Origin of the sequence: Mycobacterium kubicae (assembly GCF_015689175.1) — a bacterium.
Lineage (GTDB): Bacteria > Actinomycetota > Actinomycetes > Mycobacteriales > Mycobacteriaceae > Mycobacterium > Mycobacterium kubicae.
Map to the genome: position 1 here is coordinate 1,439,737 of NZ_CP065047.1, position 15,070 is coordinate 1,454,806.

The following is a 15,070-nucleotide window of genomic DNA, read 5'->3' on the forward strand; positions in this document are numbered from 1 at the left end:
TGCGGCCGAGTTGTCGGACCCTCGTGGTTGCATGCCGCTATGTCATTCACGTGGGGCGAGCCGGCGCAGCGGGTTCTGACGCCAGGCGTTCGCGGCGTGGTGCGGATCCTCGGCGGTCCGGGGACAGGCAAAAGCAGCCTGTTGGTCGACGCCGCGGTGGCACACATCGCTGCCGGTGTCGAGCCGGAATCGGTTCTGCTGCTTACCGGCTCGGGCAAGCTTGACCTGCGGGCACGCAGCGCCTTGACCATGGCGCTGCTGCGGTCAGCGCCGGTCGGGCAGGGGCGGGCGGCGGTCCGCGAGCCCTTGGTACGTACACCGCACAGCTACGCGTATGCGGTGTTGCGGCGCGCTGCCGAGCGCGCGGGCGACGCCCCTCCGCGACTGCTCACCAGCGCCGAACAAGATGCCATCATCCGCGAATTGCTGGCCGGCCACCTCGAAGACGGATCCGCCGGGGCGACGGCCTGGCCTGCGCATCTTCGACCTGCGCTGGCCACTGCCGGTTTTGCCACCGAATTGCGAGACCTGTTGGCCCGCTGCGCCGAACGCGGGGTCGATCCGGTTGCGCTGGAGCGACTGGGCCGCCGGTGCGGTCGACCGGAATGGACCGCTGCCGGCCAATTCGCCCGCGAGTACGAGCAGGTGATGTTGCTGCGTTCGGCGGTGGGCATGGCCGCGCCGGAGGCTACGGCGCCGGCGCTGGCCGCTGCCGAACTGGTCGGGGCGGCCTTGGAGGCGTTCGCGCTCGACCCCGAGCTGCTGGCGGCAGAACGGGCGCGGGTGCGCCTCTTGCTGGTTGACGACGCTCAACAACTCGATCCGCAAGCGGCACAGTTGATCCGCGTGCTTGCCGCGGGCAGTGAACTGGCATTGGTGGCGGGGGATCCCAATCAGGCGGTGTTCGGATTTCGAGGGGGTGAACCTGCCGGCTTGTTAGGCGACGACGGCCCGTCAGTCACGTTGGCAGAGTCGCACCGTTGCGCTGCGGCGGTGGCGCGCGCGGTCAACGCCGTCGCTCGCCGGTTACCCGACGGCGGCACCGGCAGCCATCTGCAAAGCGCCGAGGACGACGGCGCATCGGTCACAGCGCAATTGGCGGCGACGACGCACGCGGAGGCGGCCTTGATCGCCGAAGCCCTGCGGCGCGCACACCTCGTCGAGGGCGTGCCGTGGTCGCAGATGGCGGTGATCGTGCGGTCGGTGCCGCGCGCGGCGGCCCGACTGCCGCGAGCCCTGGCGGCTGCCGGTGTCCCCGTCGCCCGACCGGCCTCGAGCGGCCCGCTGGCCGACGAGCCGGCGGTGCGGGCCCTGCTCACGGTGCTCGACGCGACCGCCGACGGACTCACCGGTGAGCAGGCGTTGGAGTTGCTTACCGGACCGATCGGTCGCCTCGACCCCATCTCCCTGCGCCAACTGCGACGCACGTTGCAACGCGGCCGCTCTGATTGTGCCGCAACCGGATTCGACCGCCTGCTGGTCGAGGCGCTCACCGACGGTTCGTCGGTGTCGGGCCCGCAGGCCCGGCCACTGCGTGCGGTCGGGGCCGTGCTTGCAGCCGCAGCGCGCAGCCATGGCCTGGGCCAGGATCCCCGCTACACGCTGTGGGCGGCATGGCACCGATCCGGGCTGCAACGTCGTTGGCTGGCCGCCGTCGAGCGCGGCGGATCCGCTGGAGCTCAGGCGGCACGTGACCTCGAAGCGGTGACCGCGCTGTTCGACATCACCGATCAATACGTGTCCCGCACATCGGGTGCCTCGCTGCGCGGGCTGATCGACCACGTGACTGCGCTGCACGTGCCCAATGTCAAGACTGATGCGGCGTCGCCGACCGAACACGTGCAGGTGCTCAGCGCGCATGCGGCATTGGGCCACGAATGGGACTTCGTGGTGATCGCCGGACTGCAAGAAGGTCTATGGCCCAACACGGTTCCTCGTGGCGGTGTACTCGCGACGCAGCGGTTGCTCGACGAACTCGATGGCGTCACCAGCGAAGCCTCGGTGCGGGCACCCTTGCTCGCCGAGGAACGTCGGCTCTTGCTGGCCGCGATGGGGCGGGCACGGTCCCGGTTGATGGTGACGGCGGTAGACGGTGATACCGCGGCAAGCGGTCAGGACGCCGCGCTGCCGTCGGCGTTGTTCTATGAGGTTGCTGCGCTGGCTGGCCATGAACCCGTTGAGCTGCAGGCAGTTTCGACTCCGCGGGTGCTGGCGAATGCGTCGGTGGTGGGCCGGTTGCGTGGTCTGGTGTGCGCACCCGACGGCGCCGTGGACGATGCCGCGCGCCGGTGCGCCGCACAGCAGTTGGCCCGGCTCGCGAAAGCCGGTGTCGCGGGGGCCAATCCGGCGGGCTGGCATGGCCTGCTGCCGGTCAGCTCCGACGGTCCACTATCTGAGAGCAACGATCTGGTCACCTTGACGCCGTCGACGTTGCAAACCCTCACCGACTGCCCGTTGCGCTGGCTGGCCGAACGGCACGGCGGAACCGATGCACGCGAATTGCGCTCCACCATCGGCTCGGTACTTCATGCGCTGATCGCCCAGCCCGGCAAGACCGAATCAGAATTGCTGGGCCAGCTGGAGCGGGCCTGGCAGCACTTACCTTTCGACGCCCAATGGCATTCGGTCAACGAGTTGGACCGGCATCGCGCCATGATTCAGGCGTTCCTGGCATGGCGAGCGCAGACACGCGGCGAGCTCACCGAGGTCGGCGTGGAGGTCGATGTCGACGGTGTGCTGCCAACGCAGCGCGACGACAACGCTGCCGTACGGTTGCGCGGGCGGGTGGATCGGCTGGAGCGCGACGGCGCCGGTCGACTGGTGATTGTCGACATCAAGACGGGCAAATCGCCGGTCAGCAAGGATGACGCGCAACAGCACGCCCAACTGGCGCTGTATCAGCTGGCCGTGGCCGACGGCCTGCTATCCGGCGGCGAGGAGGTGGAACCGGGTGGCGCTCGGCTGGTCTACATCGGCAAGACCGGTGCCGGTGGTGTCACCGAGCGTGAACAGGATCCGCTGACACCGGAAACCCGGGAGCAGTGGCGCAATCTCGTTCGTCAGGCCGCGTCCGCGACGGCCGGTCCACAGTTCGTGGCGCGGCGCAACGCGGGGTGCTCGCATTGTCCGATCAGGTCGTTCTGCCCGGCGCATACCGATGGGCCGGGGCTGTGACCGCCCACGCCGCGCGGTACAGCCCCGCCGAATTGGCTGATGCGCTGGGCGTTTTCCCGCCGACCGACGAGCAAGCCGCTGTGATCTCCGCGCCGCCCGGCCCGCTGGTGGTCATCGCTGGTGCCGGTGCCGGCAAGACCGAGACGATGGCGGCGCGGGTGGTGTGGCTGGTCGCCAACGGCTACGCCGACCCGGGACAGGTACTCGGCTTGACCTTCACGCGCAAGGCTGCCGGTCAGCTGTTGCGCCGCGTCCGGTCCCGCCTGGCCCGGTTGGCGGGCGTCGGTTTGGCGTCTGTAGGGGCGACGGGTGCCGTAGCCGACGAACCGGCGAGCTCTCCCATGGTGAGCACCTATCACGCGTTCGCCGGCACGCTGCTGCGTGACTTCGGCCTGCTGCTTCCCGTCGAGCCCGACACTCGACTGCTGAGCGAAACCGAACTGTGGCAGCTGGCCTTTGACGTGGTCAACGAATACCGCGGCGAACTGCACACGGAGAAAACTCCGGCAGCGGTGACGTCGATGGTGCTGCGCTTGTGGAGTCAGCTCGCTGAGCATCTGGTGGACACCGAGCAGCTGCGGGATACCCATGTCGAGCTGGAGAGGCTGGTGCACGCCCTACCGGCCGGGCCCTCTCAACGCGACCGGGGCCCCAGCCAGTGGTTGCTGCGGATGCTGGGCACCCAGACTCAGCGCGCGGAGTTGGTGCCGTTGCTCGACGCGCTGCACGAGCGCATGCGTGCCGACAAGGTGATGGACTTCGGTATGCAGATGGCCTCGGCCGCCCGGCTGGCCGCGACCTTCCCGCATGTCGGCCAGGACATGCGGGACCGCTATCGAGTGGTGCTCCTCGACGAATACCAAGACACCGGTCATGCGCAGCGGGTAGCGCTGTCGTCGTTGTTCGGTGCCGGCGCCGACGACGGGCTGGCTTTGACCGCGGTCGGAGACCCCATTCAATCCATCTACGGGTGGCGCGGCGCCTCGGCGACGAATCTGCCGCGATTCACCACCGACTTCCCGTTATCCGACGGAACGCCGGCGCCGGTGCTGGAACTGCGGACCAGCTGGCGCAATCCGCCCGAAGCGCTGCACGTCGCCAACGCCATCTCCGCCGAGGCCCGTCGGCGCTCGGTGGCCGTGCGACCGCTACGTCCGCGCCCCGACGCCACGCCCGGAACCGTCCGCTGCGCGTTGCTCCCCGATGTCCAAGCCGAACGCGAATGGATCGCCGAGCACATCCAGGAGCACTACACGCGGGCCCACGACGAAGGCGTCAATCCGCCCACCGCGGCGGTGCTGGTGCGGCGCAACGCCGACGCCGCACCCATCGCCGACGCCCTGCGCGCCCGCGGTATCCCGGTCGAAGTGGTCGGTCTCGGTGGGTTGCTCGCCGTCCCCGAAGTCGCTGACCTCGTCGCGACGCTGCGCCTGGTCGCGGACCCGACCGCGGGCGCCGCGGCGATGCGCGTGCTCACCGGTCCGCGCTGGCGGCTCGGTGGCCGGGACCTGGCCGCGCTGTGGCGCCGAGCCCGGACACTCGTCGACGCACCGGCATCGGCCGAACCCGCATCGCCGGAATCGATCGCGCGGCTGGCCGGCCCCGATGCCGACACCGCGTGCCTGGCCGACGCGATCTGCGATCCCGGCCCGGCACAGGACTATTCGCCCGCCGGGTACCAGCGCATTGAGGCGCTGGCCGCGGAACTGACCGCGCTGCGCGGCCACCTCGGCCAGTCGCTGCCCGACCTGGTCGCCGAGGTACGCCGCGTCATGGGCATCGACTGCGAAGTCCGCGCCGCTGCCGCCTGCCGCGACCCGGGCGCCGGGGCCTGGGCGGGGGCGGAGCATCTCGACGCCTTCGCCGACGTGGTCGCCGGTTACGCGGAGCAGATTAGTGGCCGGAGCCCGTCAGTAGCGGGATTGCTCGCCTATCTCGACGTGGCCGCGGTCGTGGAAAACGGCCTGGCGCCGGCCCAGCTAGCGGTCGCGCGCGACCGGGTCCAGGTCCTGACCGTCCATGCCGCCAAGGGACTGGAGTGGCAGGTGGTCGCGGTGGCACACCTGTCCGGCGGGGTGTTCCCGTCATCGGCGTCGCGCAGTACCTGGCTTACCGACCCCTCGGAATTGCCGCCGCTCTTGCGCGGGGACCGGGCATCGGCAGGAGCGCTTGGCGTCCCGGTCATGGACACCTCGTCGGTCAGCAACCGGAAGCAGCTGTCCGACACCATCTCTGAACATCGACGCCAGCTCGATCAGCGGCGCGTCGACGAAGAGCGCCGACTGCTGTATGTCGGCGTCACCCGAGCGGAGGAGGCGCTGCTGGTATCGGGACACCAATGGGGTGCCACCGGGTTGAAACCGCGGGGGCCCTCGGAGTTCTTATGTGAACTGAAGGAAATCGTCGAGCGTTCCGCCGAAGCCGGCGAACCCTGCGGGATCGTCGAGCACTGGGCGCCAACACCGGCCGACGGCGAGCGGAACCCACTGCAGGACAACACCATTGAAGCGGTATGGCCCGCTGAACCGTTGAGCCGGCGCGGCGATGTGGAGCGCGGGGCGGCCCTGGTGACGCAAGCCATGTCGACCGGTGACGGGTCAGCCGACCGGATAGACCTCGACGGCTTGGTCGCCGACGTCGATGCGCTGCTGGCCGAGCGCGCCCGGGCCACCGCGGAACCCAGTCACAGCCTGCCCAGTCAACTGTCGGTGAGCGGGCTGGTCGAACTCGCCCGAGACCCCGCCGGCGCAGCGCAGCGGCTGAAGTACCGGCTGCCCACCAGACCGGACCCGGATGCGTTGTTGGGCAACGCCTTTCACTCCTGGGTACAGCGGTTCTACGGCGCCGAGTTGCTGTTCGACCTGGGTGACCTGCCCGGCGCCGCGGATTCCGAGGTGGGCGACAGCGAGGACCTGGCCGCACTACAGGCAGCCTTCACCCGGTCCCGGTGGGCGGCTCGCACACCGATCGCGGTCGAGGTGCCATTCGAAATGCCGATCGGTGACACCGTCGTACGCGGGCGCATCGATGCGGTGTTCGCTGACCCCGACGGCGGCGTCACGGTCGTGGACTGGAAAACCGGTGAACCGCCGCGCGGGGCCGAAGCGCTGCGGCAGGCCGCAATCCAGCTCGCCGTCTACCGGATGGCGTGGGCTGCGTTGACCGGCTGCGCCGAATCATCGGTGCGCACCGCGTTCCATTACGTGCGCAGCGCAATAACGGTCAGGCCCGACGAGTTGCCGGAGGCCGACGAGTTGGTCGCGCTGTTAGCCGACTCCGACCACCCGAATATCCCCTGAGCGTGGTTACATTTGTCTCGTGCGTGTGTGGTGCGCGGCGATCAAGCCGGTGACGGGGTTCCGTGGCGAAAGGTAGCTGGCGCAGGCTGAGGCGGCTCGACGAGACGTTGACGGCGCAGCCCAGTTACGCGCTTGTGGGCGTACTGCGCATTCCGCAGGGGCGGGTCAGTCCCGCGGGCATCATCTCGCGCCGCGTGGCCATCGCGGTCGTCGCGTTGCTGGCGGCAGCGGTGATCGTCTACCTGGACCGCGACGGGTACCGCGACGCCCAAGGCGACCGGCTCACGTTCGTCGACTGCTTGTACTACGCCGCTGTCACGCTTTCCACCACCGGATACGGCGACATCACCCCGATATCGGAGTTCGCGCGGGCGATCAACATCCTCATCATCACGCCGCTGCGGATCGCGTTCCTGATCTTGTTGGTCGGAACGACGCTCGAGGTGGTCACCGAGACGTCCCGCCAAGCATTCAAGATCCAGCGTTGGAGGAGCAGAGTGCGTAACCACACGGTCGTCATCGGCTACGGCACGAAGGGCAAGACGGCCATCGCCGCGATGCTCAGCGACGAGGTGGTGCCCGGTGACATCGTCGTTGTCGACACCGACCGCGCGGCCCTGGACCGTGCGGCGGCGGCCGGCCTGGTCACCGTGCACGGCGATGCCACCAAGTCCGATGTGCTGCGGCTGGCGGGGGCTCAGCACGCCGCCTCGATCATCGTCGCCGCCAGCCGGGACGACACCGCTGTGCTGGTGACGTTGACCGCACGGGAGCTGTCGCCCAAGGCCAAGATCGTCGCGTCCATCCGGGAAGCCGAAAACCAGCACCTGTTGCAGCAATCCGGAGCGAACTCCGTGGTGGTGTCCTCGGAGACCGCCGGCCGGCTGCTGGGCCTGGCGACCACCACCCCGAGCGTGGTCCAGATGATCGAGGACCTGCTCACGCCGGATGCCGGCCTGGCCATCGCCGAGCGGGAGGTGGAGCAGTCCGAAGTCGGCGGCTCCCCCCGTCATCTACGCGACATTGTGCTCGGCGTGGTGCGCGACGGGCAGCTGCTGCGCATCGGCGCCCCTGAGGTGGATGCCATCGAAGCCAGCGACCGGCTGCTCTACATCCGAAGCGCGGCGCACTAGTGGCGACCGCAAGCGCGGCCGTGGCGATCGCAAGCGCGGCGCAGCCGCGTGCAGCGGGTCGCCACCAGGGAGCATGACCATGGATTTTCAGCTGCGGGAAATACCGCTGCTGTCGCGCGTGGGCGCGGACCGCGCCGACCAACTGCGCACCGACATCGAGGCGGCCGCCGCCGGCTGGCCCGACGCGGCACTCCTACGGGTCGATTCGCGTAACCAGGTGATGGCCGTCGACGGCAAAGTGCTGCTGGGCGCGGCCGCCGCCCTGGGTGACAAGCCGCCGCCCGACGCAGTCTTTCTCGGCCGCATCGAAGGGCAACGCCATGTCTGGGCCATCCGCAGCCCATTGGAGCCGCCGGACGACCCGAACGTGCACGCCGAAGTGGTGGACCTGCGCCGACTCGGGCGCGTCCTGGACGACACCAGCAGCCAGTTGGTGTCGTCGGCGACCGCGCTACTCAACTGGCATGACGCCGCCCGCTTCAGCCCCATCGACGGCACCCCGACCAAACCGGCCCGGGCCGGCTGGGCGCGGGTCAACCCGATCACCGGCCACGAGGAGTTCCCGCGCATCGACCCGGCGGTGATCTGCCTGGTGCACGACGGCGGTGACCGTGCCGTGTTGGCACGTCAGGCGGTGTGGCCGGAGCGGTTCTTCTCGCTACTGGCCGGATTCGTCGAGGCCGGGGAGTCGTTCGAAGTCTGCGTCGCCCGCGAAATCCGCGAGGAGATCGGCCTGACCATCAGCGACGTGCGGTACCTGGGCAGTCAGCCTTGGCCGTTCCCGCGCTCGCTCATGGTCGGGTTCCACGCCGTAGCCGACCCCGACCAGGAATTCTCCTTCAACGACGGAGAGATCGTCGAGGCCGCCTGGTTCACCCGCGATGAGGTCCGAGAAGCGCTGGCCGCCGGCGACTGGAGCAGTGCTTCGAACTCCAAACTCCTTCTGCCTGGCTCCATTTCGATCGCGCGGGTGATCATCGAATCCTGGGCCGCGCAGGACTGAGCGCCCCGCAAGCGCTTACTTGATCCGCTCGGTTATCGTCTGCATGACCGTGGCCGCGATCCGCTCGGCGGGTTCGATGCCCACCACGCCGACCGAAATCAGCACCGAATTCTTCGCCTTGTACAGGTGGCTCCAGCCCTGATCGATGATCTTCAGCGTGGTGGGATCGGACTTGTCGAGGGTGAAGTCGTATTTTGGGTCGTGCAACGCGGTGCACGCGGTCAGCGACGACTCCAATTGATTGAGCGCGTTGCGGGCCGCCAGCGCATCCGGGTAGATCGCGACGGCCTGGCTCACCGAGTCGACCAGCGCGTTGCCGCCGGGGTCTATGTCGTCGGTGACGCCGCTGTAACCCGCGCTGCGGAACTCCGTCCAGCCGCTTGCGAACGTTAGATCGCTGGTGCCCGCGGCCCGGCACGGACCCGGAGCGTTCAAGTCCCCGGGCGGCGGATGACGCAGGTCCGCGTGCGAATGCGACGTCAGCTCTTCATAATTCGCGATGCGACGCACCTCTTCGACGCTGACGATCAAGGCATCGACTCCCGAGGGTCCGCTATTGGTCTTGGCCGCCGAGTTGCTGTGCGAACACGCCGAAGTCGCCACGACCGCGGTGCACGCCATGGCAGCCAACCTGCGCGCGGCCGATGCCATGGTGCTCATCGTAAGGGCCAGCAGGCCCCCCGACTCAGCAAAAACGCCGAGGCGCCTAGCTGGCGAGCTTGGCCTTGACCTCGTTGGCGCTGGGGTTGGTCATCGTCGAGCCGTCGGCGAATTTCACCGTCGGCACTGTCCGGTTACCGCCGTTGACCGAACCCACGAATTCCGCGGCCTTCGGGTCCTGTTCGATGTCCACCTCGTCATAGGAGATGCCTTGGGCCTTGAGTGCTTTCTTTAACCGGAAGCAGTAGCCACACCAGGACGTCGTGTAGATCGTGAGCGCCGCGTTGGTCATGACTGGTTAACGTAGCGGGGCCGCGAAGCATTCCGTGTCGCGGGTACCGGCGGTGGCCAGCGCGAATCGAACTCGGCGTGGCGACATGCCCGGTTTGTCAGCGACCGCTGCCAAGATGGACGCCATGCCGATGGTCGCCGACGCACTGACCGCCGGGCTGGACGACGAGCAGCGCGAAGCCGTCTTGGCCCCGCGCGGGCCCGTTTGTGTGCTCGCCGGTGCCGGAACCGGCAAAACCCGCACCATCACCCATCGCATCGCCCAACTGGTGGCCAGCGGGCACGTCGCCGCCGGCCAGGTCTTGGCGGTCACCTTCACCCAGCGGGCGGCAGGGGAGATGCGCGCCCGGCTGCGGGCCTTGGACGCCGCGGCCCAAAGCGGTGCCAGCGTCAGCGCCGTGCAAGCGCTGACCTTCCACGCCGCCGCGCACCGCCAACTGCGCTACTTCTGGCCGCGGGTGGTGGGCGACACCCGCTGGGAACTGCTGGACACCAAGTTCGCCGTAGTCGCCCGCGCGGCCAGTCGCTGCCGCATCAATACCAGCACTGACGACGTGCGTGACCTGGCCGGCGAGATCGAGTGGGCGAAGGCTTCGCTGATCGGCCCGGAGCAATACGCCGGCGCGGTGGCGGCCGAGGGCCGCGACACCCCCCTGGACGCCGAGAAAGTCGCGGCGGTCTACGCCGCCTACGAGGCGCTCAAGGTCCGCGACGAGTCGGTCGCCATGCTCGACTTCGACGACCTGCTGCTGCACACCGCAGCCGCCATCGAAAACGATCCCGCGGTAGCCGAGGAATTCCGCGACCGCTACCGCTGCTTCGTCGTCGACGAGTATCAGGACGTCACACCCCTGCAGCAGCGGGTGCTCTCGGCCTGGCTCGGCGATCGTGACGACCTGACCGTCGTCGGCGACGCCAACCAGACCATCTACTCGTTCACCGGTGCCTCGCCCCGCTTCCTGCTCGACTTCTCCCGGCGCTTCCCGGACGCCACCGTCGTGCGCCTGGAACGCGACTACCGCTCCACCCCTCAGGTGGTGTCGCTGGCCAACCAGGTGATCGCCGCCGCTCGCGGTCGTGTCGCCGGCAGCAAACTGCAGCTGGTAGGCCAGCGGGAAGCGGGTCCGGCGCCGTCCTTCCAGGAGCACCCCGACGAGGCCGCCGAGGCCAAAGCGGTCGCCACCTCCATCGGCCGGCTCATCGAGTCCGGTGTCGCGCCGTCGGAAATCGCCATCCTCTACCGCGTCAACGCGCAGTCGGAGGCCTACGAAGAAGCGCTCACCGAAGCCGGCATCGCCTACCAGGTCCGCGGTGGTGAAGGGTTCTTCAACCGCCAGGAGATCAAGCAGGCCCTGTTGGCGCTGCAGCGCGCGACAGAGCGAGGCGCCGACGGCGCGCTGCCGGAGGTGGTTCGTCAGGTGCTGGAACCGCTGGGACTGACCGCCGAGGAACCCGTCGGCACCCGCGCCCGGGAGCGGTGGGAGGGGCTCACCGCGCTGGCGCAACTGGTCGACGACGAGGTGGCGCAACGCCCGGAGCTGCAGCTCGCCGGGTTGCTGAACGAGTTGCGGATGCGCGCCGACGCCCGGCACCCGCCCGTGGTTCAGGGTGTCACGCTGGCGTCCCTGCACGCCGCCAAGGGACTGGAATGGGACGCGGTGTTCCTGGTGGGTCTGGCCGACGGCACGCTGCCCATCTCGCACGCGTTGGCGCACGGACCGGAAAGCGAGGCCGTGGAGGAAGAGCGTCGACTGCTCTACGTCGGAGTGACCCGGGCCCGGGTGCATCTGGCGCTGAGTTGGGCGCTGGCCCGCGCCGCGGGTGGACGGCAGAGCCGCAAGCCGTCGCGGTTCCTCAACGGCATCGCCCCGCAGACCCGCGCCGAGTCGGCGCCCAACAAGTCGAAGCGCAATCGGAGCGCCGCGCGCTGCCGCATCTGCAACAACATGTTGACCACACCGGCGGCCATCATGCTGCGACGCTGCGAAACCTGCGCCGGTGACGTCGACGAAGAGTTGCTGTTGGCGCTCAAGGCGTGGCGGTTGGACATCGCCAAGGAACAGAAGATCCCGCCGTACATCGTCTTCACCGACAACACCCTGATCGCCATCGCCGAACTGCTGCCGGCCGATGATGCCGCCCTGATCGCCATCCCGGGTATCGGCGCGCGCAAGCTCGAGCAATACGGCGCCGAGGTGCTGGAGCTGGTCCGCGCCCGCGCCTGAGCGGCTGCTGGGCGCGAACTCGCAGGTCAGAAAATCGGTTGTCAGTGACCGCGAGGACCGTCTAGCCTCGATAACGCATTACGCCAATCACAGTTCGGAAGGGGGCGGCCACGATGATCAGCAACACGTTCGGTGCAGGCGTGGCTGCCGCGGTACGTGCCGCGGCGAGCCTCCATGCCGCCCATGCCGCCGCACCGGCGGCAGCGGCCAAGCGCCGTATCGCCGCCGCGACTGCAGTGTCCGTGAATTGGGGCAGTACCTAGGTATGTAAGCCCAGTTTCGCCGAATGGCCACGGACCCGAAGTCGCAAGGATCCGTGGCCACAGTTCTCTGGTGAACAACCTTCCTGGCTCGGATCCCATCCCAAGGACAGCCAACCGACCAGGAAGCAGGTGCACAGGACATGTCAGCACTGACGGTCCCCAGACGAACGCTGCCCGCCCTGCCGTGTCACCGCGGCGATCCTGACCTGTGGTTCGCCGACACTCCCGCCGACCTCGAGCGCGCCAAGACGCTCTGCGTCGGCTGCCCGATCCGGCAGCAATGTCTCGCCGAGGCGCTGGATCGCGCCGAACCGTGGGGCGTATGGGGTGGCGAAATCTTCGACCGCGGCACCGTCGTGGGCCGCAAGCGTCCGCGCGGTCGTCCGCGTAAAGGGGAGAGTCCGGCCGCGGCTTAGGTCGCGGCCGGGCTAGACGACGGCGGTATCGGGCTCGGTGAAGCCGGGGATCAGCTCCTCGGAAAGCTCCTTGATCGGCACGTGCGCATCCAACTGGCACAGGATGGCGGCGACGGACGAGATCACCCGCATCGGAATGGCGAGCTTGACCGGTAGGTCCATCTGCCGTGCCGTCTTCAGTTGCGACACCGAGCGGTCGAACTGGCTGACGGTCATCTTCTGCAGCCAGCGGCGGGTGTAGTGGAACACGTCGACCTGAATCGGCTCGACGTACTGGCGCAGCATCTCGTCGATGTCGAGGACCGAAACCTGCTGGCCCTTCTGGATGAACCCAGCCTTCTCCATTGTCGGCAACAGCAAGTCGTAATTCTTTTCCTTGGCCAGGCGCATGATCCGGCCCAGCTCGATCGGAAAGCCTCCGGGCAGGGGTGCCACCGCGCCGAAGTCGATGACGCCCAGCCGCCCGTCGGGCATGAGCATGAAGTTGCCCGGGTGGGCATCGCCGTGCATCATGCCCAGCCGGCGGGGCGCGTCGAAGGTCAACTCGATGAGCAGCGTGCCGACCCGGTCGCGCTGCTCAGGGGTGCCGTTGCGGATGATCTCCGCCATCGGTATCCCTTCGATCCACTCCTGGATGACCACCTTGGGCGCGCTGGCCACGATGTGGGGCACCAGGAAGTGCGGGTGCCCCTGGTAGGCCTTGGCGAAGGCTCGTTGGTTGTCCGCCTCGAGGCGGTAGTCGAGTTCCATTTCGGTGCGCTCGACCAATTCGTCGACGACCCCTTGCACGTCAGCGCCGGGGGAGAGCTGTTTGAGCACACCGACCATCCGCTGCATGGTCTTGAGGTCGGCGCGAAGGGCCTCGTCGGCGCCCGGGTATTGGATTTTGACGGCGACTTCGCGACCGTCGGACCACACCGCCTTGTGCACCTGGCCGATGCTCGCCGAAGCGATCGGGGTGTCGTCGAACTTCGCGAACCGCTCCCGCCACTTGGTTCCGAGCTGGGCGTCGAGGACGCGGTGCACCTTGTTGGCGGGCAGCGGCGGGGCGTCTTTTTGCAGCTTGGTCAGCGCCTCGCGATACGGCTCGCCGAATTGCTCGGGAATGGCGGCTTCCATCACCGACAGGGCTTGACCCACCTTCATCGCCCCGCCCTTGAGTTCGCCCAGGACGGTGAAGAGTTGGTTGGCCGCCTTCTCCATCAATTCGGCGTTGACTTCGTCTTTGGACTTGCCGGTCAGCCTCTTGCCGAAGCCCAGGGCTGCGCGCCCGGCCATGCCCACCGGGAGGCTGGCTAGCTTCGCATTGCGCGCCGCACGGCCACGCTTGATGTCTGCCACAACATCCATCATCCATGACCACTGGTCGTTTTCGGTATTGATCTTGGCAACACCTGTTTGCAATACCGTCTCGCCGCACACCTCGCGCCCGCGCTGCCAGCGACAAAGCTCAGCGGCGTCCCGGAGGTCGGTCAAGTCACCCGCGCAAAGACGTATCTATATGTACTGTCTTGCAGGTCTGTCGCCAACGCCACGTCCGGAGGGTGAACCGCAGGAATCATGTCAGCGAAAACAGCGCAGCACGACGCCGCCGAAGCCTTGTACCGGGCCATCATCGAAACGCTGGACAAGCACCGGCACAAGGGCACTCTGACCGAGGCTGTGCTCGATGACCTGGGCAGGGCGTACGCGTCGATCTCAACCTGTGTGCCCGAACAGGGCCGGTTGGGCTAGCGCCGCGTCAACACGGACACAGTGGATGCTTGGTCCACCGCCGGGCCACGATCGAGGTGGTGGCCAGGTCGAATTCCAACGTGGCGTTCAGCGCCGGCGGCGGATCGGTTGATGCCAGCTGTCCACGCACGGCCGCGATCACCTGATTGATCTGGCTGAGCGCCAATGCCGCGGTGGCAAGCAAGGTGGCGCGGTCGGCCACCCCGACCGCATCGCGCAGCTGGGCGGCGATGGCCGGCCACGCGGCGTCGCGGTCGCTGCGGTGCAGATCAGCGCATGCCAGGCAGCTGGTCACTCCTGGGATGACCAGCGGGCCGACCAGACCGGTCCCGTCCCGCACCCGGACCGGCAGGTGGGGCACCCGGCCGTTGTGCAGATCGCGCACCAGGCGCGGGTCGGTCACCAGGTAGTCGGACAGCACCACCAGGTCGACGGCGGGGTGCGCGACCCCGGCGTGCGGCTGGCTGCTGTGCCCGACCTTGGTCCCCGAGCAGCGCAGCGCCTGGACCAACAGGTCCGACAGCGGCCCACGGCCGTGAATCCGGATCGACGCCGCCCGGCCGCGGCCGCGGCGCTGCCCACCCCGCACCACCCCGGCGCTGACGAGTTGGCCGACCAGGTCGGTCATTTCCTGCAGGTCCAGCCCGCGGGAGCGGGCGTGACGGTGCAGTTCGGCGATCGGGACGGGCGATCGCATGGCGCGCAGCAGCGCCGCCAAGTCCGTGGCGGTCATGCCGCTGGGCGGGCGGATGAGCACGGCGCGGCGTGGGTCCCAACCGACCTGCACCGCGCCGTCGGGCCGCAGTAGCACCGGCATGGCCGGGTCCAGCGAATACGACGACGGCGTGGCCCGCGGCATGACGTGACACTGT

The 15,070-nt window shown here is 68.5% G+C and carries 10 protein-coding genes and 1 pseudogene; 7 read left to right on the plus strand and 4 right to left on the minus strand.

The features are described 5' to 3' along the window. Positions 1 to 39: 39 nt before the first annotated feature. From I2456_RS06910 to nudC, 4 genes are all read left to right on the plus strand, one after another. Complete coding sequence (locus I2456_RS06910; RefSeq protein ID WP_085075278.1) at positions 40 to 3,174, plus strand: ATP-dependent DNA helicase; 3,135 nt, start codon at positions 40 to 42, stop codon at positions 3,172 to 3,174. Continuing rightward, on the plus strand, positions 3,171 to 6,473 hold the full coding sequence (locus I2456_RS06915; RefSeq protein ID WP_139823304.1) for an ATP-dependent helicase: 3,303 nt from the start codon (positions 3,171 to 3,173) through the stop codon (positions 6,471 to 6,473). The genes I2456_RS06910 and I2456_RS06915 overlap by 4 nt, the downstream gene beginning before the upstream one ends. A gap of 62 nt (positions 6,474 to 6,535) precedes the next feature. After that, a complete protein-coding gene (locus I2456_RS06920; RefSeq protein WP_068165251.1) occupies positions 6,536 to 7,606 on the plus strand; it encodes a potassium channel family protein in 1,071 nt (356 codons plus the stop codon). A 79-nt stretch (positions 7,607 to 7,685) separates the two neighbouring features. Beyond that, complete coding sequence (gene nudC / locus I2456_RS06925; protein WP_371869915.1) at positions 7,686 to 8,609, plus strand: NAD(+) diphosphatase; 924 nt, start codon at positions 7,686 to 7,688, stop codon at positions 8,607 to 8,609. A gap of 15 nt (positions 8,610 to 8,624) precedes the next feature. Here nudC and I2456_RS06930 read toward each other — a convergent pair whose 3' ends face one another. Both I2456_RS06930 and mrx1 read right to left on the minus strand, forming a co-directional pair. Beyond that, positions 8,625 to 9,260: a sensor domain-containing protein gene (locus I2456_RS06930; protein WP_068029382.1), complete on the minus strand. Its 636-nt coding sequence runs from the start codon at positions 9,258 to 9,260 to the stop codon at positions 8,625 to 8,627. Between the two features lie 55 nt (positions 9,261 to 9,315). Then, positions 9,316 to 9,561 (minus strand): mycoredoxin Mrx1, encoded by a 246-nt coding sequence (gene mrx1 / locus I2456_RS06935; protein WP_085075275.1) that lies wholly within the window; start codon positions 9,559 to 9,561, stop codon positions 9,316 to 9,318. Between the two features lie 124 nt (positions 9,562 to 9,685). Here mrx1 and I2456_RS06940 point away from each other — a divergent pair, with 124 nt between their 5' ends. Together I2456_RS06940 and I2456_RS06945 are read left to right on the plus strand one after the other, a co-directional pair. Continuing rightward, positions 9,686 to 11,785 carry an ATP-dependent DNA helicase UvrD2 gene (locus I2456_RS06940; protein ID WP_163703847.1) on the plus strand — a complete coding sequence of 700 codons (2,100 nt, stop codon included), beginning with the start codon at positions 9,686 to 9,688 and terminating at the stop codon, positions 11,783 to 11,785. Between the two features lie 403 nt (positions 11,786 to 12,188). Next, the gene (locus I2456_RS06945; RefSeq protein ID WP_068029260.1) at positions 12,189 to 12,464 is read left to right on the plus strand and encodes a WhiB family transcriptional regulator; all 276 of its coding nucleotides are present in this window, start codon (positions 12,189 to 12,191) and stop codon (positions 12,462 to 12,464) included. A 12-nt stretch (positions 12,465 to 12,476) separates the two neighbouring features. Here the strand turns inward: I2456_RS06945 and I2456_RS06950 are convergent. Then, a pseudogene (locus I2456_RS06950) lies at positions 12,477 to 13,821 on the minus strand (macrolide-binding ATPase MABP-1). 203 nt (positions 13,822 to 14,024) lie between these two features. Here I2456_RS06950 and I2456_RS06955 point away from each other — a divergent pair. Next, complete coding sequence (locus tag I2456_RS06955) at positions 14,025 to 14,198, plus strand: hypothetical protein (protein WP_116645898.1); 174 nt, start codon at positions 14,025 to 14,027, stop codon at positions 14,196 to 14,198. 7 nt (positions 14,199 to 14,205) lie between these two features. On the opposite strand, the gene I2456_RS06960 is transcribed toward I2456_RS06955, so the two are convergent. Beyond that, positions 14,206 to 15,057 carry a TOMM precursor leader peptide-binding protein gene (locus I2456_RS06960; RefSeq protein ID WP_085075274.1) on the minus strand — a complete coding sequence of 284 codons (852 nt, stop codon included), beginning with the start codon at positions 15,055 to 15,057 and terminating at the stop codon, positions 14,206 to 14,208. Positions 15,058 to 15,070 lie beyond the last annotated feature (13 nt).